Origin of the sequence: Streptomyces sp. NBC_01261 (assembly GCF_036226385.1) — a bacterium.
Taxonomy (GTDB): Bacteria; Actinomycetota; Actinomycetes; order Streptomycetales; family Streptomycetaceae; genus Streptomyces.
The window spans coordinates 7,164,214-7,187,595 of record NZ_CP108463.1 but is presented as its reverse complement, the minus strand read 5'-3'; the positions used below and the strand labels follow the sequence as shown (position 1 = coordinate 7,187,595).

The window sequence follows — 23,382 nt, the reverse complement described above, 5'->3', positions numbered from 1 at the left end:
CGCATCCCTCCGCGACCACCCCCCGACACCACCCGGGCCCCACTCACCGCCACAGCCACCGCACCACTGCCCATGCCGGCGAAGCCCCCTCTACACCGACCCACCCCCACAACTCCGCTCCGCGAACAGGGAGGCGAGTGATGAACACCGCGCACCCCTCCGCGCCCGCCCCGGGAGGCGAGTGAGATGAGCGGCCCGCATGGCTCCGTGACCGCCCCCTGGATCCGCACCCATCTGCGCTCCGCGTCCGGGACCGCCTGGGCGCTGGCGCTGCTCGTCGCGGTGACCGCGTGTCTGGCCGCCGTGTTCCCGCGGGCTCTCGACCGGTACGAGGACGCCGGGCTGCGGCGCTCCGCCGCGCAGGCGGGCCCCGACCGGACCTCCGTCCAGCTCTCCGGCGAGCAGCCGGACCCGATGCTCCCGCCGGACCAGCGCGAGGCGGCCCTGCGCCCCGACGTGCTGCGCACGGGGTACGAGCGGGCGCGCACCGTGGTGGGCCGTCCCCTTGTCGTCGACACCGCCCAGTCCGCGTACGGCGTGCGCCCGGCCGACGAACCGGCCGTGCCGGACCCCTGGATACCGCGCCCGAACGGCCTGCCCGCGCATGTCTACCCGGCCACCCAGAGCAACCTCGCCGGACACGCGACCGTACGGGAGGGCAGACTGCCGCGCGCCTCCGCACCGGTCACCGCGCAGACCCCGGAGGTCGAGGCCGCCGTCACCGCCGCGACCGCCAAGAGCCTGCACATCAGGGTGGGTTCGGTGGTCCACCTGCCCGGCGAGGGACGCGGCCCGCTCGCCGTCCGCGTCACCGGCATCCTCGTCCCGCGCGATCCGGCCGGCGCCTACTGGTCGACCCAGCCGCTGCTGCGCACTCCGACCCTGGTGGCCCTGCCGACGCCGGACCGGCCGAAGTACTGGCTCGGCGCCCTGCTGCTGGCCCCGGACGCGGCCCCGGCCCTCCTCGGCACCTCGGCGCAGCCGGGCCCGTACTGGCAGTTGGCCCCCGACCTGACCACCCTGCACGCCCACGACCTGGACCGCCTGAAGACCGCGGTCGCCTCCGTCGAATCGGGTCCCGGCCTCCAACTGGCCCGCACCTACACGACCCCCGACACCGACGTGAGCACCGGCCTCGACGACATGTTCACCGCCTACGGCGAACTCCGCTCGGGCATCCGCCCGTTGACCGCCGTCGCCGCCTTCGGCACCGGCACGGTCGCGCTCGTCGTCCTGCTCATGACGGGCGGCCTCACCGCCGACCGCCGCCGCACGGAACTCGCCCTGCTGCGCGCCCGCGGCGCCTCGCTGCGCGGCCTCACCGCCCGCCTGCTCGCCGAGACGGCCGTGATCGCCGTACCGGCGGGCGCGGTCGGGCTGACGGCAGCGCTGCTGGCCGCCCCCGAGGGCCGTCGCGCCCAGGCCGTCGCCGCCGCCCTCGCGGTCGCCCTCACCGCGTCCGCCGCCCTGCCCGTGCGCGCCGCGCTCACCCATCGGACCGTGCGCGTCCACGGCCCGCGCGAGGACGTGACGGCCGTACGTCCGTCCCTGAGCCGTACGGTCGCCGAACTCACCCTGCTGGTGCTGGCGTCCGGCGCGGTGGAGGCGCTGCGCAGACGCGGCACGTCCGGCTCGGCGGGCGATCAACTGGTCGCACTGGCACCGGTGTTGGTGGGCGTGATCGCGGCCCTGGTGCTGGTCCGGGTCTATCCGCCGCTGCTGCGCCGGCTGGCCCGTCCGGCGAGCCGGCTGCGGGGCGCGGTGGGCCATCTGTCGCTGGCCCGGGCGGGCCGTACGTCCGTCTCCGCGGTCCTGCCCCTGCTGGCCCTCCTCACCGCGCTCACCACGGCCGCGTTCGGCGGTTCGGTCCTCGCGGGCGTGAGCGACGCCCGCGACCACGCGGCACTCCTCGCCGTCGGCGCGGACGCCCGCGTCGACGCGACCGCTCCGCTGCCGAGCCAACTCCCCCGCGAGGTAAGCCGATTGCCGGGAGTGCACGGTCTCGCCGGGGTGAGCATCACCGACGACGCGAAACCGCTGGACGGCCTGGAGTCGGTGCCGCTGGTGGGCGTGGACCCCGGCGACTACGCGGAGTTGGCGGGTCACACGGGCCTGGGAGCCTTCCCCGAGGGGCAGTTGAAGCGCCGCGCGGGCTCGGGTGCCGTCCTCCCGGCCCTCGCCTCGCCCTCCGTGGCGAGGGCGTACGGCACCCGCCCCTTCCTCGTCCGGCTGCCGGACACCAGCGCGGTCACCGTGCGGATCGTCCTCGTCCGGGACGTGACCCCGGCCGTGTCCGGCGCCGACTTCCTGGTCGTGGACCGCACCGGATTGTCCGGTACGGCGGCCCGGCCGAGTTCGCTGCTGGTGACCGGCGCCCACGTGAGCGGTTCCGCGCTGCGCGGCGCGGCCGGTTCCTCGGCCGGGGTGACGGTACGGGCCGAGGAACGCGCCCGGTACGTCGACTCGCCCCTCCAGTCCGGTGCCGAGCGCATCTACACGGCGGCGGTGGCGGCGGGTGCCGGGTACGCCGTACTGGCCCTGCTGCTCTCCCTGCTGCGCGCCGCGCCGGAACGCGCCGCGCTCCTGGCCCGCCTCCGCACGATGGGCCTCACCCGAGCGCAGGGCCGCCGGCTGCTGATCCTGGAGTCGCTGCCCCAGGCCGTGTTGGCGGCGGCGGGCGGCGCGCTCACCGGCTGGGCGACGATCCGGCTGCTCGCCCCCGGCATGGACCTGACGTCGGTGGCTCTCGCGTCGGCTCAGAACCCGGTCGGGGAGGCCAGGTTGAGAATCGATCCGGTGTCACTGGCCGTCCCGGCGATCGGGGTGCTGCTGGTGGCGGTGGGGGTCGCGGGGGTGCAGGCGTGGTGGTCCGGACGGCAGTCGTCCGTACGGGAGTTGAGGGCGGGGGACGCGCGGTGAGCCGTAGCGCGGGTGTCGGTGGAGCAGGTGTCCGTGGAGCAGGCTTGGGCCGGAGTGCCGGCCGGGACCGAGGAGAGCGTCGATGACCACGAACCCCACCCTCGCCGAGCTGGCCACCCGCGCGGCCGAGAGCCGCGACCGGCCCGCCTACGGCCATGACGCGCTGATCACCTGCGACCGGCTGGTCCGTGTCTTCACCGCGGACGGGGTCGAGGTGCAGGCGTTGCAGGGGCTCGATCTCCTGGTCAGGGAGGGCGAGTTGATGGCTCTGGTGGGGGCCTCGGGCAGCGGCAAGTCGACGCTCATGAACATCCTGGCCGGCCTGGACACGCCCACCGCCGGTGCGGCCCGGGTCGCCGGCCGGGATCTGCTCACGATGACCGCCAAGGACCGGCTCGCCTACCGCCGTGAGGTCGTCGGGTTCGTCTGGCAGCAGACCTCCCGCAACCTGCTCCCCTACCTGACGGCGGCTCAGAACATCGCCCTGCCCATGCAGTTGTCCGGCATCCGCTCCGGGCGCCGGGCGAAGGCCGAACGCGCCCTGGAACTCCTGGAGTTGCTGGAGGTCGCCGACTGCCGTGACCGGCGCCCGCGGGAGATGTCGGGCGGTCAGCAGCAGCGGGTGGCGATCGGGGTGGCCCTCGCCAACGCCCCGGCCGTGCTGCTCGCCGACGAACCCACCGGCGAACTCGACTCCCACACCGCCGAACAGGTCTTCGCCGCGTTCCGCACGGCGAACGAGCAGTTGGGCTCCACCATCGTGATCGTCACCCACGACCAGGCGGTGGCCGCCGAGGTCCGCCGCACGGTCGCCATCCGCGACGGCCGCACCTCCACGGAGGTCCTGCGGCGCAGCGAGGTCGACGCGACGACGGGCCACGAGACGGTCGTGGCGCGGGAGTACGCGATGCTGGACCGGGCTGGGCGGCTCCAACTCCCGGCCGAATACACGGAGTCGCTGGACATGCGGGACCGGGTGGCCCTGGAACTGGAGGCGGACCACATCGGCGTGTGGCCCGACGACAGCGAGCAGCGGTGACCGCGCTCAGCGCACGCTGACGCCGAGCGCCCCAAGTCCCGCCCTGCGGACGGCGATCGAGCCGTACGGGGTGCGGAGCCGCAGCCACGCGCCGGACGAGAACAGGCCCGACTCGGCGCCGGGGCGGAGGAAACCGAGGGACTGCGCCGCGTGCACGGCGCGCACCGGGAGCGAGGTCTCGCCGACCGTGCGGGACCAGATCTCCCGTCCTATGCGGTCGAGTTCGGAGCGCGTGCGGGTCTCGGCGGTCAAGTCCTGGGTGCGGGAGCGGAATTCGGCGACTCCGGCCGCGATCATCCCGCTCAGCGCCTGCGGACCCGGCAGCCCGGACTCGGGGGTCCAGCCGCCGCGGGGCGGCAGCACCCCGGCCCACGGCGGGCCGGTCACCGCGGCCGGTACCCCGGCCGTCGCTGCCAACTCGTCCAGGGATTCCAGGAGTTCACCGGCGGAGACGGTCACGTCGAGGGTGACGTCGAGGCCGTTCTCGTAGGGCTTGGCGAGGCGTACCGCGCGGATGGCGAGGACCTCGAAGGACGGCGGCCGGCCGAAGACGGCGAGCGCCGTGCCGGACGCCTGGAGGCGGACCGCGGCGGCGCGGTCGTAGTGGAGCAGCCGGGAGAGGAAGGCCGCGAGATCCGCCGCCTCCCCTTCGTCGGCGAGGTGGAGGACCGTCATGCGGCGACGGCCTCGTCCTCGGCGTCGTCCCGGTACTCCTCCAGGAACTCGCGTTCCTCGGCGGTGATCCGGCGCGGGCGCTGGGCCTCGAAGTCGAACGGGACGACGACCGTGGCGGCCCGGACGTAGACCAGGTCGCCGTCCTTCACCTCGTAGGTGATGGTGAAGGACGCCGCCCTGATCTCCGTGATCCACAGCTCGATGTCCACGGGCGCGTGCCGGTGGACGAGCTGGCGTTTGTAGTCGATCTCGTGGCGCGACACCACCGACCCCTGCTGGAAGTCCTTGTCCGGGCGGAACAGGAAGTCGATACGGGCTTCCTCCAGGTAGCGGAGGAAGACCACGTTGTTCACGTGGCCGTACGCGTCCATGTCCGCCCAGCGCAGCGGGCAACGGTAGATGTGGCGCAAGAAGATCAGCCCCGGGTCAGCTTCTTGTAGGTGGCGCGGTGCGGACGCGCCGCGTCCGCACCGAGTCGCTCGACCTTGTTCTTCTCGTACGACTCGAAGTTGCCCTCGAACCAGTACCACTTCGACTCGCCCTCGTACGCGAGGATGTGCGTCGCGACCCGGTCCAGGAACCAGCGGTCGTGGGAGATGACCACGGCCGCACCGGGGAACTCAAGAAGCGCGTTCTCCAGCGACGACAGGGTCTCCACGTCGAGGTCGTTGGTGGGCTCGTCGAGGAGCAGCAGGTTGCCGCCCTCCTTGAGGGTCAGCGCCAGGTTCAGGCGGTTGCGCTCACCACCGGAGAGGACACCGGCCGGCTTCTGCTGGTCCGGGCCCTTGAAGCCGAAGGCGGACACATAGGCCCGCGACGGCATCTCGACCTGGCCGACGTTGATGTAGTCGAGCTCGTCGGAGACGACGGCCCACAGCGACTTCTTGGGGTCGATGTTGGCGCGGCTCTGGTCGACGTAACTGATCTTGACGGTGTCGCCGACCTTGATGGAGCCGGAGTCCGGGGTCTCAAGGCCCTGGATCATCTTGAACAGCGTGGTCTTGCCCGCGCCGTTGGGACCGATGACCCCGACGATGCCGTTACGCGGCAGCGTGAAGCTCAGGTCGTCGATGAGGACCTTGTCGCCGAACGCCTTGGAAAGGCTCTGGACCTCGACGACGATCGAGCCCAGACGCGGGCCCGGCGGGATCTGGATCTCCTCGAAGTCCAGCTTCCGCATCTTGTCGGCCTCGGCTGCCATCTCCTCGTAACGGGCGAGGCGCGCCTTGGACTTGGTCTGACGGCCCTTGGCGTTGGAGCGAACCCACTCCAACTCCTCCTTGAGCCGCTTCTGGCGCTTCTCGTCCTTGCGGCCCTCGACCTTGAGGCGGGTGGACTTCTTTTCGAGGTACGTGGAGTAGTTGCCCTCGTAGGGAATCGCGCGGCCGCGGTCCAGTTCGAGGATCCACTCGGCGACGTTGTTCAGGAAGTACCGGTCGTGAGTCACGGCGACGACGGCGCCCGCGTACTTCTGGAGGTGCTGCTCCAGCCAGTTCACCGACTCGGCGTCGAGGTGGTTGGTGGGCTCGTCGAGGAGGAGCAGGTCCGGGGCTTCGATCAGCAGCTTGCAGAGCGCGACGCGGCGCTTCTCACCACCGGAGAGGTTGACGACCGGCCAGTCGCCGGGCGGGCAGCCCAGCGCGTCCATGGCCTGCTCCAGCTGCCCGTCGAGGTCCCAGGCGTTGGCGTGGTCCAGGTCTTCCTGGAGCTTGCCCATCTCGTCAAGGAGCGCGTCCGAGTAGTCGGTCGCCATCAGCTCGGCGACCTCGTTGAAGCGGTTGAGCTTGCCCATGATCTCGGCGGCGCCGTCCTGGACGTTCTCCAGGACCGTCTTGGTCTCGTCCAGCTCCGGCTCCTGCATGAGGATGCCGACGCTGAAACCGGGCGACAGGAACGCGTCGCCGTTCGAGGGCTGCTCAAGCCCCGCCATGATCTTGAGAACGGTGGACTTACCGGCACCGTTCGGCCCGACCACACCGATCTTCGCGCCGGGCAGGAAGCTCAGCGTCACGTCGTCAAGGATGACCTTGTCGCCGTGCGCCTTGCGCGTCTTGCGCATGGTGTAGATGTACTCAGCCAAGAGAAACCGTCCGGCAGCTTGAAATCTGGAGTGGGCAGACGTATCCATCTTGCCTGAGGTCCCGGCTTGGGTGGTAACCCGTTTGGTCGGGGGGCTGTGAGCTGGGGGTTCGCCGTGGACGGCTGCGCCCGGCCCGGCGGGAACTACGCCGGCTTGCCCGGAGTCCCGTTCCGCGGCCAGTACTCGAACCCGTTGCCGGTGTACCAGTCGAGCCTGGTGCCGCCGCAGACGCCACTGCGGACATCGAGGAAGTCGTAGTCGACGGCCTTGATCGATTTCTTGGGGAAGGTCACCGACAGCTCGGTGGTGACCGTGCCCCGCGCGGGGATCGTGCCCAGGGGCAGGGACGTGGAGTTCCACAGCGCCAGTGAACCGTTGGTCTTCTTGTTCCGGTGCAGGCTCGCCTTGTGCCAGTGACCGTTGCCCACGCGCCACTGCACGAGGGGCGCCGGCCCACGGTTCTTCATGAGATCGCCCAGGGCGAGGACATAGGTGGCCCTGGGCAGTGCCACCGCCTCGGTGTCGTGCACGCGGAGGCGGGCGTGCAGCGGCACGTCGGCACTGTGTGCCGTGGGCACCACCGACCCGGCGGCGTCGGAGACCGAGACCGCTCCGTATCCGCACGTGTACGCCGCGGCCGTCGCGGCCCGCGGCTGGGCGGCTTCGGCCGCGACGGTCCCGGGCACGGCGCCGAGCAAACCGCTCGCGGCCATGACGACCGCTCCACGGCGAACGGTGGTCTTCATCAGTGGGTTTTCCCCCCACATCCGGTGTCGACGGTGTTCCGTACCGGTACGGCTGTCGCTCAGCCCTGTCCGGGCTTCCGGTCCCGCAGCAGGACCAGGGTCGTCGCGCCGATGCCGACCAGGCCGAGGGCGAGGACCGTGATCATCGGGGTGATGCCGGAGCCGCCCGTCTCCGCGAGGTTCGTGTCGACGGTGGTGCCGCCCACCGTCGCGGGGCTCGGTTCACTGAGCGTCTGCGTCACGGCACCGCCCGCGTCGCTCTGCGTGCGGCAGTCGAGGACCCCGGTGAATCTCTTCTCGTAGCCGTTCGGCGCCGTGATCGTGAAGTCGTACGCCTGGTCCTCCTGGAGCGGGACCTTCACCGTCGCGGACTTCCCGGCCTCGATGCCGTGCTCGATGCCCATCAGCTCGAAGGTGAACGTCTGGTCGCCCTGGTTGGTCGCGGTGATGTCCAGAGCGCCCTCGGCACAGTTCTTCTGCGCCGACAGTGCCGGTATGGCACCGGTCTCCGCCCAGTTCGCGCTCGCGGCCGCGGCGACCGTCGACTCGCTGGAACCGGCGAGGATCTGCGTCTGGCTTCTGCTCTCGGAGGTGAAGGCCCTGCCGACCGGCACGGTGGTGGAGGCCTGCACGGTCAGGTTGGCCGACCCGGCCCCCGCGTCCTCGGGCACGTCGAAGAACACCTGGCTGCCGTCCGCCGCCGACGTGACGACCTTGCCGTCCTTGTCGACGATCCGGACCTTGGTCGTGGCGGCATCCGCGGGCGGCGTCACCGTCACCCCGGTCGCGTTGGTGTGCACGGTCACCGGGCCGAGCCGCCCACCGGGGTGCCCGGACACGGCGGGCGGGGAGAGGGTCAGCGAGGCCTTCGGCTCCGCCACGTTCCGCGCGCTCTTCTCCAGGTAGTCCGCGAGCTTCTCCGCCTGCGGGTCGACCGCGTCGACGTCGGCGCCGTCCGAGTAACGCCAGATGGCCACCTGGGTGCCGGCCGCCGCGTCACTCTCGGTCAGGCCCTTGGTGCCGGCCTTCGCGGAGAGCGCCGCGAGGTCGTTCACCTGCGGGTAGGAGTGCTGCAGGATCCAACTGATCCTGCCCGCGCTCTTGTTGGCGCCCAGCGAGGTGCCGCTCCACGCGGTCTCGTGGTACTTGGCGTCCCGCTGGGTGGGGTTGCGGAGATCGACGCAGTACGTCTGCAGGGTGCCGCCGCCGTCCACGGACATCTCGAACAGGCCCGCGGAGACCTGCTGGTCGCCGCTGTCCCCGTGGATCACGGCGGCGCCGTACGTCTTGAGCCCGCCTATCGTCGCCGTCGCCCCGCCCTGGGTCTGCGGTGTCTCGTCGGCGACGGCCGGGCCGGCACCGGCCAGCACTCCGGCGGCGACGAGTCCGCACGCCCAGGTCGCGGCGACGAAGCGCGCAGCGCCTCGGCCGCGCAGGGACAACGCGGAGAACACAGACAACGCAGGTGACACGGAACTCCCCTTCGAGCAGGACCCGTCGACGTGGGAGTGCTGTCCCACCAGCAGAATCAGAGCACCGGGAACTGTGCCCGAGCCATGCCCGGCATCCTAGGGACGCGAGCACACCGCCTTCCCCAGTCGGATCGTCCGATAACCGATCCGACTCGGAATCGTTATCCCCAAGATCGCCTGCGAGCAGGGCTTATCGACAAATCCACCGGGTCTTTCGGAGCGTATTCATCGATAAGCCGCAGTTCGATCAGTCGGGGGCATTCACTGACATCACGTCACCACGAGGCTTTCCGCGAGCTGTTGGTCGGAATGCTGTCCGTCGGCGGAAACAGCGTCCTCCGCGGAATCGGTGGAATCGGCGGTCGAGTCGGTCGAATCCCCCGTCGGCGTTTCCCAGTTGGGCTCGGGCCGGGGCGGAGAGGCCGCCGTCTCCTGCCTGTTGGCCCGGCGGAAGGCCGAGGTGCCGCGTGCCAGGTCGTGACCGATCGCCATCGCGTCGATGTCCGCCGAGGCCCAGTTCGACTGTCCCTCGCGTACCTCCGTCCGCACCTTCAGGCGGCCCTGGACGACGACGGGGTCGCCGACCGACAGCGACGCCGCCACGTTCGTGGCCAGTTGGCGGTTGGCCCACACCGTGAAGAAGCTGGTGTGACCGTCCGTCCACACACTCTTCTCGCGGTCGAAGTACCGCGCGGTCACCGCCAGCCGGAACCGCGCCGACGGTCCCGTCGCCAGGTCCCGGTACATCGGCTGGGTCGCCACATTCCCGACCGCGCAGATCGTGGTCTCGTTCATCGCTCGTCCCTCCCTGCCCCGGCCCCGCGGGGCCGGGCGGAAACGCGTACGGGCCCGTCCCGTACGGCTGCAGTCAGACTGCCTCCGCCGAGCCGGACCCGCTGAGCGCTGTGGACCACCGCCCACCTGTGGAAAACCTCGTCACCCGGACGAGGGAACGACGTTCGGACCGTGACTCACCCGCCCACAGCGCGGCCGGTGTTCACCCGGCCCCGATCCCCGCCCCCGTGACCCGCGCGTACTGCTCCCGCACCTCCCGGTACCGCAGCAGTTCCGCCGCCAGCGGGTCGAGCACCCGCGCCCGTCCGCATCCCGCCGCCGCCTCCCGCAGTCGGCGTTCCGCGTCGAGGCCGTAGCGGCGGGCGGGGCCGCGGGCCGCCATCCGGCAGCTCCACTCGACGAGCGGGCCGCCGATGATGCCGGCCACCATCAGCAGCACCGGAACGCCCAGGTTCGGTGCCATGAAGCCGACGATCTGACCCACCAGCCAGATCCCGCCGACGACTTGGAGGATCGTCATGGACGCCTGCGCGAGGACGGCCGCCGGCCACCAGCCCGGCCGCGGGGGCCGCCCCACGGGCAGCCCGGCCCGCGCCGCCAGCTCGTCCAGCGCCTCGGGCAACCCCTGCGACCCGCGTACCGCCGCCTCGCGCACCGCCTGCGCCCACGGCGCCGGGAGCCCGCCGGAGGCCCGGTCGGCGACCGTACGGACCGCCTGTTCGACGCGCTGGCGTGCCGTGGCCTCCTCGTCCGCCTGCGCGCGGACCGGCAGTCGGCCGGTGATGGGTTCGCGCCGGTCGTTGTACCAGCGCCACAGCCGCAGCCAGGGCGTGCCGCAGGCGCGGTTGGCGTTGCGCAGCCAGGCACGTTCGGCGGCCTCGCCCGCCGCGGTGGCACCCACCGAGTCCGCGAGCCGCGCGGCGAACTCGTCCCGCGCCTCCTCGCTGAGCCCGGTGCGCCGCCCCGTGGCGTAGACGGGCCGCAGTCGCCACGCGGCGGCGTCCACATCGGCGGAGATCCGCCGTGCCGCGGCCCCGCGGTCCCCCACGAACTGGCCGAGAACCTCGCGCAGTTCGGGGATGCCGTCCCCGGTGAGCGCGGACAGGGAGAGCACGGTCGCGCCGGGTTCCCCGTACTCCCCCAGGGCGATGCCGTCCTCGTCCAGGAGTCGCCGCAGGTCGTCGAGGACCTGGTCGGCGGCCTCTCCGGGGAGGCGGTCGATCTGGTTGAGGACGACGAACATGACCTCCGCGTGGCCCGCCATCGGCCGCAGATAGCGCTCATGGATGATCGCGTCGGCGTACTTCTCCGGGTCGACGACCCAGATGACCGCGTCGACGAGCGCGAGCACCCGGTCGACCTGTTGCCGGTGCGCGACGGCCGCCGAGTCGTGGTCGGGCAGGTCCACCAGGACGAGCCCGCGCAGCTGGGCCTCCATCTCGGCGCTCTGCAGGGGGCGTCGCCGCAGCCGTCCCGGGATGCCGAGCCGGTCGATGAGGGTGGCCGCGCCGTCGCTCCAGCTGCACGCGATGGGCGCGGCGGTGGTGGGCCGTCGCACGCCCGTCTCCGAGATGGCCACTCCGGCGAGCGCGTTGAAGAGCTGCGACTTGCCGCTGCCGGTGGCGCCCGCGATGGCGACCACGGTGTGCTGCCCGGAGAGCCTGCGCCGCGCGGCGGCCTCGTCGAGCACCCGCCCCGCCTCCGCGAGGGTGCCGCTGTCGAGCCGGGTGCGGGAGAGCCCCACGAGTTCGCGCAGCGCGTCGAGACGGGACCGTAGCGGCCCGTCGTACGCCAACGGGGCCGGGACGTGCGCGGCTTGTGCGGCGTGCGCGCTGTGCGCGGCCTGCGCGCGGGAGGCCCTGATCTCCACGGCGGCGGCCTGCTGCGCGGCGGTGGTCTCGTTGACCCGCCGCGCGATCAGCCCGTCGTCCCAGGAACCGGTCGACTCCTCGGGGTCCGCCTCGGGGTCCGCCGGGTCCGCGGACGCCTTGGATTCCGTACGACCCGAGGTGTCGGCGTCGGCCCGCGCGCGCGCGTGGTCGTCGGCGTCCTCCGGGGCACCCGCCTCCTCCGCGCCCTCCACGGGGAGGCCGTTCGCGGGAGCCGCCGCTGAATCGCCCTCTACGGGGGAGCTGTTCTCGGGGTGCTCGTCCTGGGCGGCGACCGCGTCCCCGGCGTGCGTGACGTGGTCCATCTCGTCCGTGTGGTCCTGGTCAGTGACGGCAGTCACCGGTCACCTCTCCTTCTGCAGTACGGACAGCGCGGCGATGAGTTCGGCCTGGGGTTCGGGGTGCACCTCAAGGGCGTCGAGCGGGGCGAGCCGTCGTTCGCGCTCGGTGTGCACGACCCGGTCCAGATGTTCGTCGAGCAGCCGCCCGGCCCGGTCGCGCAGCCGCAACGCGCCGTGGGCGCCGATCCGTTCGGCGAGGCCCTCGCCCGCGGACCGCGCCCTACGGCCGCCCAGCAGCGCGGTGGCGACCAGGGCGGCGACCACCTCGGGATCGGGCGCGATGCTCCGGTCGAGGTCGGCCACCTCCTCCTCGGCGTACTCCTCCAGCTCGCGCCGCCACCGCCGTACGGCCATCCCGATGCGGTGCTCGGCGCTCTCCGGCGACGGATCGCGCTCGGTGAGCTCTGGGGCACCCGCGGCCGGTTCGCGGCGCCAGGCGTCGTCGACACGCTCGTCGGCGGCCGTGACGGCGCACAGCAGCAGTGCGGCGAGGCTCTCCGCGAGGGCGTCGAGCAGTTCACCGGCGGAGCAGTCGAGCGGGAAGGCGCGCCAGCGCTTCAGCGCGTCCCCGGCGAGCACGGCCCCGGCCTGCAACCGCCCCCGCACCCGCGCGTGCTCGCTGTCGTACGCCCCGTCGACGGCGGCCGTGAGGCGCAGCGCGGCGGCGTACTGGGCGGCGGCGGCGCTGGCCAGCTCGGGCATCCGCGACGTGAGCGAGTCGAGGACGCCGTAGGCCGTACGGGCCATCGACTCCTGGCGGGCGCCCGGGTCCTGGGCCTGCTGCACGAGCCAACTCCGCAGCGGCGCCACGGCACTGGCCGGAAGCAGCCCCCCGCCCCAGGCGGACTCGGGCAGTTCGGGCACCGTGAAGCGGGGTACGTCGCCGAGGCCGGCCTTGGCGAGCAGGGCGCCGTACTGCCGTGACACCTCGGACACCACCTGGTGGGGCACCCGGTCCAGGACGGTGACCAGGGTCGCGTTGTGCTCCTTGGCGGTGCGCAGCAGATGCCAGGGCACGGCGTCGGCGTAGCGGGCGGCCGTGGTGACCATGACCCAGATGTCGGCCGCGCAGATCAACTCGGCGGCCAGCACCCGGTTGTCGGCCACCAGGGAGTCGATGTCGGGCGCGTCCAGGAGGGCGACTCCGCGGGGGAGGGTGTCGGCGGTCTCGATCCGCAGCACACGCATACCGTCCTCACCGGGGAGGAGCAACTCGTCCCCCGGGTCCTGATGAGGCACCCACACGCGCGTGAGGTCGGGCAGCACCCGCATGCCGCTGAACCAGTGATGGTCCTCCGGGTGGCAGACGAGCACCGGTGTGCGGGTCGTCGGCCGCAGCACGCCGGCCTCGCTGACCCGGCGCCCGACAAGGGAGTTGACGAGCGTCGACTTCCCCGCGCCGGTGGAGCCGCCGACCACGGCCAGCAGGGGTGCTTCGGGTTCTTTCAGGCGGGGCACCAGATAGTCGTCGAGCTGGGCGAGCAGTTCATCGCGATTGGCACGCGCGCGTGGAGCCCCCGCCAGGGGCAGCGGGAAGCGTGCGGCGGCGACACGGTCGCGCAGGGCGGAGAGTGCGTCGAGCAGCTGAGGCCGTACGTCCAAGGTCACCACATGTGAAGAATGCCCAATTTTGGGGGAATTCTGAAGCATATGAGCATGTCTGCGCGCCGACGGAACACAACGGACGGAAGGGATGACTGGGGCATGGGCACAGTCCAGGCATAACGAGTGCACAACACCCGTGGCGCCGCGCACCAAAAGCGATGCACGATTCGTACCTGCCTGCGATTATCAGGACCGCTTCACTGAACCTCCACATCGAGCCACGGAGGTGAAGCAACAGGGACAAGGACCCGGGAGCCCTATCCTTGTCCCCGGCAACGTCACGGACCGGCCCACACCCGGGCACACCACGACCGAGGCCACACACCCGGCCCCCGTAGCTCAGTGGATAGAGCAGGCGCCTTCTAAGCGCTTGGCCGCAGGTTCGAGTCCTGCCGGGGGCGCTTCGCGTACATCCCGTATCCGCCCTCCCTCCGGGAGGGCGTTTTTGCTGGTCAGGGGCATAGTAGCGAGCACGGCGTCACAGCGGCGTAAGGCCGAGTCGGCCGCACCGTTCCAGAACCGGGCAAAACGGCATTCAGGTTGAAGGACGGCCATATATCGCATCACCCTTGACGCCATGAGTCCCGCCTCCGCCCCCTTCGACCTGCCCGCCACGGGCGACTACGCCCGCGACTGGGCCCTCGTCGATGTGGAGACCTCCGGGCTCGTCGCCCGGCGGGACCGGGTGCTGGCCGTCGCGGTGGTGACGATCGGGCCGGACGGCGAGCAGACCGGGGAGTTCTCCACCCTGCTCGACCCGGGATGCGACCCGGGACCCGTCGAGGTGCACGGGCTGACCGCCGAGAGGCTGCGGGGCGCTCCGGCCTTCGACCAGGTCGCCGGGCGGATCGGGGCGATGCTCCAGGACCGGGTCCTGGTCGCGCACAACGCCCAGTTCGACTACGACTTCCTGGCCTACGAGTTCGCCCGTGCGCGGAGGTGGCTGCCGGTGTCCCAGCGGCTCTGCACTTTGGCTTTAAATCGTCAGGTGGACCCGCCCACGAACGACATGAAACTGGGCACACTGGCCGCCCACTACGGCGTACCGCAACAGCGCGCCCACGACGCCCTCGACGACACCCGGGTGCTCGCCGGCATCCTGCGGGCCTCCCTGCGCGAGGCGGCGCGGCTCGATCTGCCGTTGCCGCTGGTGAGTTGCCCACCCCGCGCGGAATCGCAGTTCACGCCGAAGCCGCCCAAGACGCCGTGCGCGTACCGCAATCCGGGACGGATGGCGCCCGGCGGCCCGCTGCTGCAGGGCATGAAGATCGCGATAACCGGTGAAACCGCGCTCGCCCGCGCGGAGTTGATCGGCCGCGCCGTCGCCGCCGGCCTCAACATGATGACCTCCGTCAGCCGCCACACCAGCGTGCTCGTCACCAACGAGCCGACGTCCGAGTCCACAAAGGCCCGCCGCGCGGCCACCGAGGGCGTACCGGTCATCGACGAACCCACGTTCCTAAGGCTGTTGGCGGACGTGCGCAGCGGAACGGCGCACGAAGGAACGACCACTTCCGCCTCAACCACACGGCCGGCGAAAGGAGTTCGAACCACCGAGCCCGAATCCACCCCGGCACCTCCCGCCCCGGTACCTCCCGCCCCGTCACCGCCCGTTCCTCGCCAACGCACCACCCCCGACCACGACTTGACCAAACCCCTGACGAACCGCCGTGTGCTGGTGCTCGGCGGCGACCACACCGATGCCGCCGCAGCGCGTACCCGCGTCGTCGAACTGGGCGGTTCCGCGGCGGTCAACCTCTCCACCAGCGTCACCGACGTAGTCGTCCTGGCGGACGGCGAGAAGGACCGCCGTATGAGCCGCATCACGGCCCTTCAACTCCCCGTGCACACAGCGGATTGGCTCACTTCCCCGACGGCCACCACCCCGGGCACACCACCGTCCCGGCCGAAGGAACCACACGTGATGCCGAGGGGCGGCGTCATCGACCTACCCACGTCATCCGACACACCCGCGCCAACACCAACACCCGAGTGGCACCTCACCGTCACCTGGGCTCCGCAGTCCACCTGCGAGATCGATGTCGTCGCCTTCATCCTCGACGAGGACGAACAGGTCACCTTCGACGAGGACTTCATCTTCTACGGCGCCCCCGAGAGCCCCGCCGGCACCGTGCGACTCCTCACCGGCGGCCCCGCCGAACAGACCGTCGCCCTCGACCTCGCGGCCCTGCCACCCGCGACCCGCAAGGTCGTCGTCGCCGCGGCCGTCGACGGCCCGGCCACCTTCAGAACGGTCGGCGCGATCCAGATCGGCGCGGCCCCCGGCACCAGCGGATCGCCCCTCGCCCGGGCCACCCTGGACGCCGCGACAACCGAACGCACCATGCTCCTCGCGGAGTTCTACCGCAGAGGCCCCCTCTGGCGCCTGCGCGCCGTGGGCCAGGGCTACGAGCACGGCCTCGCCACCCTCGCCCGCGGATACGGAGTCGACATCGCCGACTGAGCCACGACACCGGAGTCGATCCGCGCGGGCGCCACGAAGGCCGGCGACGACCGGACCCGGCCGAACGAGTGCTACCCCCGACACGAACCGGAGTCACCTGTGCGAATCCCGTTACGCCCGGCCGCTCGATCCACCCCGTCCCGCCCCCTGTTTCCACCCGTGTTTCATCCCGGTTTCCGATACGCCCGGATGGATACGCAATGGTCAAGAATTGGCCCCGAACGCTTGTGGGATTTCACAAGGACGGCGGATCATTGGCCGAATCCCGCCCCTCCCCGTCCCCGCCTCACCCCCACCCCCGTCCCCGTTAGTCCCCCCTCCTCCCCGAACCCGCAGGAGCCCCGGTGGCCGCAGGTCAGATCGACTCCGAGCCGGCCGGTACGTCGGCCGCAGCGCAGGTGGAGCGGCAGAAGCTGCGCAAGCACTTCGGCCGTTTCGACATCCTCTTCTTCCTCCTCTGCACGATCGTCGGCGTGGACACGATCGGCACGGTCGCCTCGTCCGGCGCCGAGGCGTTCACCTGGCTCATCATCCTGGCCGCGGTGTTCTTCGTCCCCTCCGCGCTGCTGATCGCGGAGCTCGGCGCCGCGTTCCCCGAGGAGGGCGGCCCCTACATCTGGACCAGCCGCGCCTTCGGCCGCCTCGCGGGCGCGGTGAACAACTTCCTGTACTGGATCACCAACCCGGTATGGCTCGGCGGCACCCTCGCCGTCTCCGCCGTCACGGCGTACACGACCTTCTTCAACGACGGCCACGACCTGAGCACCCCCGCCTTCTACGTCTTCGCCCTCGTCTTCATCTGGGTGGGCGTCCTCGCCGCGATCCTCTCCTTCGACGTCGGCAAGTGGATCCCCACCATCGGCGCCTGGAGCCGCTTCGTCCTCCTGGGCCTGTTCACGATCACGGTCGTCATCTACGGCATCCAGCACGGCCTGCACGGTTTCGGCCTCGGTGACTTCTCCCCGACGTACGCGGGCTTCGTCGGCCTGGTCCCCGTCCTGATGTTCAACTACGTCGGCTTCGAACTGCCCAACACCGCCGGCGACGAGATGACCGACGCCCAGAAGGACGTCCCCTTCGCGATCTTCCGCAGCGCCGCCCTCGCCGTCCTCCTCTACGCCCTCCCCATCCTCGGCATCCTGCTCGTCCTCCCGGTCAAGGCCATCACCGGCCTCGGCGGCTTCCTCGACGCGATCCGCCAGGTCTTCACCGTCTACGGCGGTGACGTGGCCGCCGACGGCACCGTCACCAGCAGCGGCGCGGGCACGGTCCTCGGGGACATCGCCGCGGTCCTGTTCATCCTCACGGTGCTGTCCTCCGGCGTCACCTGGGTCATGGGCTCCGACCGCGCCCTCGCCGTCTCCGGCTACGACGGCGCCGCGCCCCGCTTCCTCGGCGTCATCTCCAGCCGCTTCGGCACACCGGTCCGGGTCAACATCCTCAGCGGCCTGGTCTCCACCCTGGTCCTGGTCCTGGCCCACCAGCTCACCAACGGCAGCGCGGCGAAACTCTTCGGCGCCGTCCTCGGTCTCGCCGTGTCCACCACGCTGGTCAGCTACCTGGGCATCTTCCCGGCCCTGGCGGTACTCCGCCGCAAGGCCCCGGACGTCCCCCGCCCCTACAGGGCGCCTTTCCCCCGCACCATCAGCACGGTCCTCACGGTGCTCATCCTGTTCGCCAGCATCCAGCTGATCGCCCCCGGACTCGGCGACCACTGGTTCGGCGCCGACTACCTCCCGGACGGCTGGACCCACGCCGAACGCTGGAAGTACCTGCTGACGGAGCTCGTACCGCTCCTCGCCTTCATGCTCCTCGGCGTCCTCTTCTGGGCCCTGGGCAAGCCGACCCGCACGGCCAACTCGCTCTCGCTCACCAAGGAGTAGCGTTCCGGACGATCACCGGGAACCTACCCAAGGAACTACCGTGCCCCTGCGCTGTGTTGTCCTCGACGACTACCAGAACGCGGCGACCGAACTAGCCGATTGGTCGCCGCTCAAGGACACCGTGGAGGTCGTGAGCCTGCGCGAACACCTCGACGACGAGGGCGAGTTGGCCGCCGCCCTTGCCACCGCCGACATCGTCGTCACCCTGCGCGAACGCGTCCCCTTCCCCGCCGCGCTCCTCGCCCGGCTCCCCCGCCTGAAGCTGCTGATCGCCTCCGGTATGCGCAACTCCGTCATCGACTACACCGCCGCGAAGACCCACGGCGTCACCGTGTGCGGTACGGCCAGCTCCTCCACCCCGCCCGTCGAACTGACCTGGGCGCTGCTCCTGGGCCTCGCCCGGGGAATCGTCGAGGAGGCCAACTCCCTTCGCGGCGGCGGCCCTTGGCAGCGGACGGTCGGCGCCGACCTGCACGGCCGCACCCTCGGGCTGCTCGGGCTCGGGAAGATCGGCAGCCGGGTCGCACAGGTGGGCCTGGCCTTCGGCATGCGCGTCACGGCGTGGAGCCGGCACCTCACACAAGAGCGCGCGGACGAGGTCGGCGTACAACTCGCCCCGTCCAAGGAGCAGTTGCTCGCGGACAGTGACTTCGTCTCCGTCCATCTCGCCCTCGGCGACGGCACCCGCGGTCTCCTCGGCCCCGCCGAACTCGCCCTCCTCAAGCCCACCGCGTACCTGATCAACACCTCGCGCGCGGCGATCGTCGACCAGGACGCCCTGCTCGCCGCCCTGCGCGAGGGCCGGATCGCCGGCGCCGGGATCGACGTCTTCGACAGCGAGCCCCTCCCCGCCGGTCACCCGATGCGCACGGCCCCGCGCCTGCTCGCGACACCCCACCTCGGGTATGTGTCGCGGGCCAACTACACGACGTACTACGGGCAGGCCGTCGAGAACATCCAGGCCTACCTGGCGGGTTCGCCCGTACGACAGCTGCCGTAGAACCCGGGGCCCGTACGACGGCTGCCGTGGAGAGAGCGGGTCACGCGGCTGTCGACAGGCGGTAGATTCCCGCGCTCCGGCGCAGGTGGTGGAGGTCCACCAGGTAGCGCCGGAGCGTCACATGGTCGACCTCGCCCTCGTCGCACCAGGCGCGCAGCTTCTCGTTGACGACGCGCTCGGGGTATTCCATGCCGGGGGCGAAGGTCTGCTCGGCGATGTGCTGGAGGACGACCTGCTTGCGGGTCCACTGGGCGGGGAGGCGGATCAGCCGGCCGCCCCGGACGAAGGTCCGCAGGATCATGTCGGTGTGCTCGTCGCCGGTGGCCGGGCCGTCCTCGGCCGGATCGTCGCCCTCGCGGGCCAGCTGCTTGAACAGGTCGTAGTCGACGCGGAGTTCACCGTCGTCCATGGTCTTCACCACGCCCTGTTCGCGCAGCCGCAGCAGGGCGACGGCCGTGCCCCTCGGGGTCAGACCCGCCACCTCGGCGACCCGCTCGGAGGTCTCCGCGCCCAGGGCCACCGCCGCGAAGGCGCGCACCCGGTTCTCCTCGGCGAACAGACGGATCAGTTGGTCGGTTGCCATGTCCGGAGGCTAGTGGACACCCGCCCGCCGGGGGCACCGATTTTCCGCCGTCGAACATCCGCGCCCGGCGCTCGAAGCCGTGTTCAAAAAGGGTGATCCCCACGTCTGCGCCGTTACCAGCCATGCGCCGCCGCGTTGAACTCCAAGTGCGGTGGCGAGTCCTGCCGTCGCACTCATCGAACCAAAGGAGAACGTGATGTCTCGCATCGCGAAGGCGGCCGTTGTCGCCCTCGGCACGGGTGCCGTGGCGCTCGGTGGCGCCGGCCTGGCCATGGCGGACGCGGGCGCGCAGGGTGCGGCCGTCGGTTCGCCCGGCGTCCTGTCGGGCAACGTCGTGCAGGTCCCGGTCCACATCCCGGTCAACGTCTGCGGCAACACCATCAGCGTGATCGGCCTGCTGAACCCGGCCTTCGGCAACACCTGCGCCAACGTGAGCGGCCACGGCCACCCCGGCCACCCCGGCCCGGGCTACGGCGGCAACGGCTACGGCCACTGATCCGACCGCACACGCGGACGGACGTACGTACGCGAAGAGCCCCGGCACCTCAGGCGCCGGGGCTCTCCCCGTGTCCGGACCGCCACGACCGGTCAGCCGTGGCGGTACACCGGCGTCACGCGTACCGGTAGATCGCGCTGACGTCCTCCAGCTGCTCCGGCGTCACGTCCCACGGCGGCATCCGCTCCCGCCGTGCCACGACCCGCCCCTCCTGGTCGTCGCCCGCGCCCGGCGGCTTCGCCGGCAGATAGCGGGCGCCGCGGTGCCTGCTCTGCCAGCGCGACCACTGCAGGTCGACGAAGGCGTGGTGCAGCCAGAACACCGGGTCGTTGACGGACGCGCCGCCGAGCATCACGCCCCCGACCCACTTGTGGACCCGGTTGTGGTTGCGCCAGGACGCGCTGCCCGACCCGGTGCCCCACCCTTCGAGCCGGTTGCGGAACCCCGTGCGGCAGGTCGAGTCCCAGGGCGAGATGTCGTAGACCGGATCGGCGAGCGCCCCGTCCAGGTCGCTCTTCGTCGGCAGCGCGATCGGGGCGCCGGCCCGGCCCAAGTCCCTGGTGAGGTACGGCTCGTCGGTGATGTTCTCCGTGATCCTCCACTTGCCCGCCGCGTAGGCGAACGGCCCGGTCGTCACCTGGTGGTCGGAGCGCCGCCCGGTGCCGCCGAGCAGGTCCTTCGTCCAGGGCAGGGCGGTCGCGGAGCGGTCCCGGGTCCAGTCCCAATAGGGCACCGTCACCGAGGAGTCGACCCGGCGCAGCGCCCGCTCCAGGTCCAGCAGGAACTGCCGGTGCCAGGGCAGGAAGGAGGGCGCCATGTGCGCGGAGCGCAGTCCGTACTCCCCGTCCGGCACGAAGTACTCGATGTGGGTGCGCACGAACTCGTCGTACTCGCCCCGCCGTTTGACCTCCAGCAGCGCCGCCACGAACCGCCGCTTCTCGGCGCTCGTGAGTGTGCTGACGTCCTTACGCGTGTACGCCATGGTCTCCCCCCATGTGCATCTGCTCCATCGGCCCGTCCGCCTCGCGCAACTCCCGGCCGGGGCTCAGTTCGTCGACGGCCGCGCGCGTGGCCTCCAGGGCGGTGGGATACGACCGGTAGTGGTCGACCATGCTCAGCCAGGTCCCGTCCGCGCGCCGCATCAGATGCAGCGGCCGGCCGTCCACCGTGACCTGCCACCCGTCCTTCAGCACACCGTGGATACGGCGGCCCCGGTACGTCTCGTCGAAGGCGGTGTCCCCCGGGTCCTCGCCGGAGCGCGTGGGCCGCGAGGCCGCGACGACGGGCACGAGGGCCACGGCGAGCACGGCACCGAACGCCCCGCGCAACGCCTCCCGCCGCGTCCTGCGCACCGCACCGGGTCTGACCGGCTCCCGGCCCACGGGTACTCCACCGACGCTCACGCTCATGGCCCAACTCCTCGTCCGTTCGGCATCGTTCGAGGGGCTAACCGTCCGACACCCCGCCCGGTCACCATGCCGACGGCAGACAGACGGAAGGGCCCGGGTCGCACCACCCGGGCCCTCGTCCGTTCCGGCCCTGCGGCCGCCTTCGTTCTTCCCGCGCTACGGCCTAGAGGCCGGCGCCCGTGACCAGGTCCGCGCCCGGCACCGTCTGCAACACCGGTGCCAGGACGCCCAGTTGGGGCGCCTTCAGGTCCGGGAGGCCGAAGTTGTCGGGGTTGGGCGGGGTCAGCGGCACGTCCAGCGCCAGGCCCGGAGCCATCGTGCGCAGGTCGGAGGCCGGCGTGCTGACGCCGACGTGGTCGAAGCCGTCGCCGAGGACGTGCGGCAGCGGAGCGCGCAGGCCGAGGCCGGGCAGCCCGCCGTGGACCGGGAGTTGGGGCACGGCCCGCTCCGGGATGAGCCGGCCCTCGACGTACCGCGGGCCCTCGGGCGAACCCGGCATGGGCACGGGCACCTCCCCGCCCAGCTTGGGGAGTTCCATGCCGAGGGCACTCTCCGCACCCTCAAGCGGCACGGGCACGGGGACCGTGCCGATCGCGGCGGCGGGGGTCGCGACGGCGGCGCCGGTCGCGGCCGCCACGGCCGTGATGACAGCGGCGATGGTTCCTCGGGTGGTCGACTTCATGGAGTGCGGTCCCTTTCGGAATTCGGATGCTCTGCGTGCTGACCGGGTAACGAGGCCGGACAGCGCATCAGTTCAAGATTCCCCCGGGTGCCGTAGTAGTCAGCTTTCCGGAATTCCCGCCCGCTGTCCGGTCGTTCAGCCGCGCAGGCTGCGGGCGGGCAGGATGATGTGCGCGGCGGCGTTCAGGGTGTCCTCGGAGCCGGCGAACTCGGCCAGCGCCTCGGGGGTGACGGGCTTGCCCGGCTCGGCCTCGGGCCAGGGGCGGGTGGTGAACACGAGGTAGGCGAAGCCGCGTTCGCCGACCGCCGCGAGCCACTCGGGCGGCGGCACGCACTGGGCGTTGAGCTGCGGCATGTTGAGGACGGCCTGCCCGGACTCGACGAGCATCGTGATCGGCAGGCTGGGCTTGGTGGCGCCGTCGACGACGTTGCCACCGACCGGGAGCCCGTTGTCGGTCAGCAGCCGTTCCACGGCGGCGGTGGCGGCCTCGGGGCCGTCCGCGGCGTCGCCCAGGGTGTAGGCGAGGAGATAGGGCATGTCCCCGTCGGGGGCCTCGCCGCTCCACGCCAGGACGACGAGGGTGCCGAGGTCGGCGACGCGGAAGGGGCGCGTTTCGCTTGAGGTTGAGGTCACCGCGCGACCTTATCGACGGGCCGGAAGGCAACCGGCCGCGTTCTCACCCGTCCGGCCGATGGTGCGGGCACCCCGCCACACGAACGAGGGACGCCTCGCGACGCCCCTCGAACACCACCGGAGAGACTCAGCTCTGCAGCGGCAGACCGCCGAGCAGCGGGTTGTGCTGGTTCAGCGCGGCGGTCGCACCCTTGAGGGTGTTGAGCGCGGAGCCCTTGTTCTCGGTGTCGAGCGCGTCCGACTGGTGCTGGAGCGGCATCACGTCGGCGGGCTGGAGCCGGCCACTGGTGAGGGTGTTGACGGCGCCGGTGAGGCTGGTGGGCGTCACGTCGGCGGGGCTGTAGGCGAACGCGGGCGCGGCGGCACCGGCGATGGCGAGGGACCCGGCAACGACAGCGGCAGCCTTCAGGGACTTCATCGTGTTCCTTTCTTCGGCAACTCATGTCACCAGAGCGAATTCTGTCGCCGTGTGTAACGAGTTCCGGCCGGGGCGGAAACCCCGTGCGCAGAAACTTTCTGCTGCCCACCCGAATGCGGCGTGTGTCTCATCGGCGTTTCCCATCCTCATATGAAAAGGCCGTACAGCGGAAAAGGCCGTCGGGCCGACCCCAGGAAAGGGACCGGCCCGACGGCCGTTCTGCGACTGCTCCGCGACCGTTCCACGGCCGCTC

At 71.5% G+C, this 23,382-nt stretch carries 20 protein-coding genes and 1 tRNA gene; 7 read left to right on the top strand and 14 right to left on the bottom strand.

Annotated elements, in window-relative coordinates:
* The first annotated feature begins 186 nt into the window (after positions 1 to 186).
* Both OG226_RS32000 and OG226_RS31995 read left to right on the top strand, forming a co-directional pair.
* Positions 187 to 2,919, top strand: coding sequence for an FtsX-like permease family protein (locus OG226_RS32000; RefSeq protein ID WP_328683282.1), 2,733 nt, complete (start codon positions 187 to 189; stop codon positions 2,917 to 2,919).
* Positions 2,920 to 3,001: 82 nt separating this feature from the next.
* The gene (locus tag OG226_RS31995) at positions 3,002 to 3,958 is read left to right on the top strand and encodes an ABC transporter ATP-binding protein (RefSeq protein WP_328683281.1); all 957 of its coding nucleotides are present in this window, start codon (positions 3,002 to 3,004) and stop codon (positions 3,956 to 3,958) included.
* Between the two features lie 6 nt (positions 3,959 to 3,964).
* Here OG226_RS31995 and OG226_RS31990 read toward each other — a convergent pair whose 3' ends face one another.
* From OG226_RS31990 to OG226_RS31955, 8 genes are all read right to left on the bottom strand, one after another.
* Positions 3,965 to 4,633, bottom strand: coding sequence for a hypothetical protein (locus tag OG226_RS31990; RefSeq protein ID WP_328683280.1), 669 nt, complete (start codon positions 4,631 to 4,633; stop codon positions 3,965 to 3,967).
* Positions 4,630 to 5,043 (bottom strand): acyl-CoA thioesterase, encoded by a 414-nt coding sequence (locus OG226_RS31985; RefSeq protein ID WP_328683279.1) that lies wholly within the window; start codon positions 5,041 to 5,043, stop codon positions 4,630 to 4,632. Before OG226_RS31985 ends, OG226_RS31990 begins: the two co-directional genes overlap by 4 nt.
* Before the next feature lie 5 nt (positions 5,044 to 5,048).
* Positions 5,049 to 6,713 (bottom strand): energy-dependent translational throttle protein EttA, encoded by a 1,665-nt coding sequence (gene ettA, locus OG226_RS31980; RefSeq protein WP_328683278.1) that lies wholly within the window; start codon positions 6,711 to 6,713, stop codon positions 5,049 to 5,051.
* Positions 6,714 to 6,856: 143 nt separating this feature from the next.
* Complete coding sequence (locus OG226_RS31975; protein WP_328683277.1) at positions 6,857 to 7,459, bottom strand: hypothetical protein; 603 nt, start codon at positions 7,457 to 7,459, stop codon at positions 6,857 to 6,859.
* Positions 7,460 to 7,518: 59 nt separating this feature from the next.
* Entirely contained in the window at positions 7,519 to 8,931 is a 1,413-nt protein-coding gene (locus OG226_RS31970) for a Cys-Gln thioester bond-forming surface protein (protein WP_443066924.1), read from the bottom strand.
* A 270-nt stretch (positions 8,932 to 9,201) separates the two neighbouring features.
* The gene (locus tag OG226_RS31965; RefSeq protein ID WP_328683276.1) at positions 9,202 to 9,726 is read right to left on the bottom strand and encodes a single-stranded DNA-binding protein; all 525 of its coding nucleotides are present in this window, start codon (positions 9,724 to 9,726) and stop codon (positions 9,202 to 9,204) included.
* 202 nt (positions 9,727 to 9,928) lie between these two features.
* Complete coding sequence (locus OG226_RS31960) at positions 9,929 to 11,956, bottom strand: YfjP family GTPase (protein WP_329350842.1); 2,028 nt, start codon at positions 11,954 to 11,956, stop codon at positions 9,929 to 9,931.
* 3 nt (positions 11,957 to 11,959) lie between these two features.
* A complete protein-coding gene (locus tag OG226_RS31955; RefSeq protein ID WP_328683274.1) occupies positions 11,960 to 13,567 on the bottom strand; it encodes a dynamin family protein in 1,608 nt (535 codons plus the stop codon).
* Between the two features lie 322 nt (positions 13,568 to 13,889).
* On the opposite strand from OG226_RS31955, the gene OG226_RS31950 reads away from it, so the two are divergent.
* The 4 genes from OG226_RS31950 to OG226_RS31935 all read left to right on the top strand — a co-directional run bounded on the left by OG226_RS31950 (position 13,890) and on the right by OG226_RS31935 (position 18,908).
* Positions 13,890 to 13,962: transfer RNA gene (locus OG226_RS31950), tRNA-Arg, on the top strand.
* Between the two features lie 176 nt (positions 13,963 to 14,138).
* Positions 14,139 to 16,025 (top strand): TerD family protein, encoded by a 1,887-nt coding sequence (locus OG226_RS31945; protein WP_329350841.1) that lies wholly within the window; start codon positions 14,139 to 14,141, stop codon positions 16,023 to 16,025.
* A gap of 344 nt (positions 16,026 to 16,369) precedes the next feature.
* On the top strand, positions 16,370 to 17,908 hold the full coding sequence (locus OG226_RS31940) for an APC family permease (protein WP_328683272.1): 1,539 nt from the start codon (positions 16,370 to 16,372) through the stop codon (positions 17,906 to 17,908).
* 40 nt (positions 17,909 to 17,948) lie between these two features.
* Positions 17,949 to 18,908 carry a D-2-hydroxyacid dehydrogenase family protein gene (locus OG226_RS31935; RefSeq protein WP_329350840.1) on the top strand — a complete coding sequence of 320 codons (960 nt, stop codon included), beginning with the start codon at positions 17,949 to 17,951 and terminating at the stop codon, positions 18,906 to 18,908.
* A 40-nt stretch (positions 18,909 to 18,948) separates the two neighbouring features.
* Here OG226_RS31935 and OG226_RS31930 read toward each other — a convergent pair whose 3' ends face one another.
* Positions 18,949 to 19,491, bottom strand: coding sequence for a DUF2087 domain-containing protein (locus OG226_RS31930; RefSeq protein WP_329350839.1), 543 nt, complete (start codon positions 19,489 to 19,491; stop codon positions 18,949 to 18,951).
* 196 nt (positions 19,492 to 19,687) lie between these two features.
* Here OG226_RS31930 and OG226_RS31925 point away from each other — a divergent pair, with 196 nt between their 5' ends.
* Positions 19,688 to 19,987, top strand: a complete 300-nt coding sequence (locus OG226_RS31925) for a chaplin (RefSeq protein WP_327403990.1) — start codon at positions 19,688 to 19,690, stop codon at positions 19,985 to 19,987.
* 115 nt (positions 19,988 to 20,102) lie between these two features.
* Here OG226_RS31925 and OG226_RS31920 read toward each other — a convergent pair whose 3' ends face one another.
* The 5 genes from OG226_RS31920 to OG226_RS31900 form a co-directional block, all read right to left on the bottom strand.
* The gene (locus OG226_RS31920) at positions 20,103 to 20,969 is read right to left on the bottom strand and encodes a tyrosinase family protein (protein ID WP_329350838.1); all 867 of its coding nucleotides are present in this window, start codon (positions 20,967 to 20,969) and stop codon (positions 20,103 to 20,105) included.
* Entirely contained in the window at positions 20,953 to 21,396 is a 444-nt protein-coding gene (locus OG226_RS31915; RefSeq protein WP_329350837.1) for a tyrosinase family oxidase copper chaperone, read from the bottom strand. The genes OG226_RS31920 and OG226_RS31915 overlap by 17 nt, the downstream gene beginning before the upstream one ends.
* Positions 21,397 to 21,559: 163 nt before the next feature.
* Complete coding sequence (locus OG226_RS31910; protein WP_033284546.1) at positions 21,560 to 22,078, bottom strand: hypothetical protein; 519 nt, start codon at positions 22,076 to 22,078, stop codon at positions 21,560 to 21,562.
* A 135-nt stretch (positions 22,079 to 22,213) separates the two neighbouring features.
* Complete coding sequence (locus OG226_RS31905) at positions 22,214 to 22,711, bottom strand: DUF5949 family protein (protein ID WP_328683267.1); 498 nt, start codon at positions 22,709 to 22,711, stop codon at positions 22,214 to 22,216.
* Between the two features lie 127 nt (positions 22,712 to 22,838).
* The gene (locus OG226_RS31900) at positions 22,839 to 23,129 is read right to left on the bottom strand and encodes a hypothetical protein (RefSeq protein ID WP_328683266.1); all 291 of its coding nucleotides are present in this window, start codon (positions 23,127 to 23,129) and stop codon (positions 22,839 to 22,841) included.
* Positions 23,130 to 23,382: the final 253 nt, after the last annotated feature.

What these genes read in the sequence shown, in the direction of transcription:
- OG226_RS31990 (WP_328683280.1), bottom strand. Translation starts at nt 4,633, where the DNA reads ATGACGGTCCTCCACCTCGCCGACGAAGGGGAGGCGGCGGATCTCGCG.
- OG226_RS31965 (WP_328683276.1), bottom strand. Translation starts at nt 9,726, where the DNA reads ATGAACGAGACCACGATCTGCGCGGTCGGGAATGTGGCGACCCAGCCG.
- OG226_RS31930 (WP_329350839.1), bottom strand. Translation starts at nt 19,491, where the DNA reads ATGGCAACCGACCAACTGATCCGTCTGTTCGCCGAGGAGAACCGGGTG.
- OG226_RS31900 (WP_328683266.1), bottom strand. Translation starts at nt 23,129, where the DNA reads ATGAAGTCCCTGAAGGCTGCCGCTGTCGTTGCCGGGTCCCTCGCCATC.
- OG226_RS31910 (WP_033284546.1), bottom strand. Translation starts at nt 22,078, where the DNA reads ATGAAGTCGACCACCCGAGGAACCATCGCCGCTGTCATCACGGCCGTG.
- OG226_RS31920 (WP_329350838.1), bottom strand. Translation starts at nt 20,969, where the DNA reads ATGGCGTACACGCGTAAGGACGTCAGCACACTCACGAGCGCCGAGAAG.
- OG226_RS31925 (WP_327403990.1), top strand. Translation starts at nt 19,688, where the DNA reads ATGTCTCGCATCGCGAAGGCGGCCGTTGTCGCCCTCGGCACGGGTGCC.
- OG226_RS31975 (WP_328683277.1), bottom strand. Translation starts at nt 7,459, where the DNA reads ATGAAGACCACCGTTCGCCGTGGAGCGGTCGTCATGGCCGCGAGCGGT.
- OG226_RS31915 (WP_329350837.1), bottom strand. Translation starts at nt 21,396, where the DNA reads ATGAGCGTGAGCGTCGGTGGAGTACCCGTGGGCCGGGAGCCGGTCAGA.
- OG226_RS32000 (WP_328683282.1), top strand. Translation starts at nt 187, where the DNA reads ATGAGCGGCCCGCATGGCTCCGTGACCGCCCCCTGGATCCGCACCCAT.
- OG226_RS31995 (WP_328683281.1), top strand. Translation starts at nt 3,002, where the DNA reads ATGACCACGAACCCCACCCTCGCCGAGCTGGCCACCCGCGCGGCCGAG.
- OG226_RS31945 (WP_329350841.1), top strand. Translation starts at nt 14,139, where the DNA reads ATGAGTCCCGCCTCCGCCCCCTTCGACCTGCCCGCCACGGGCGACTAC.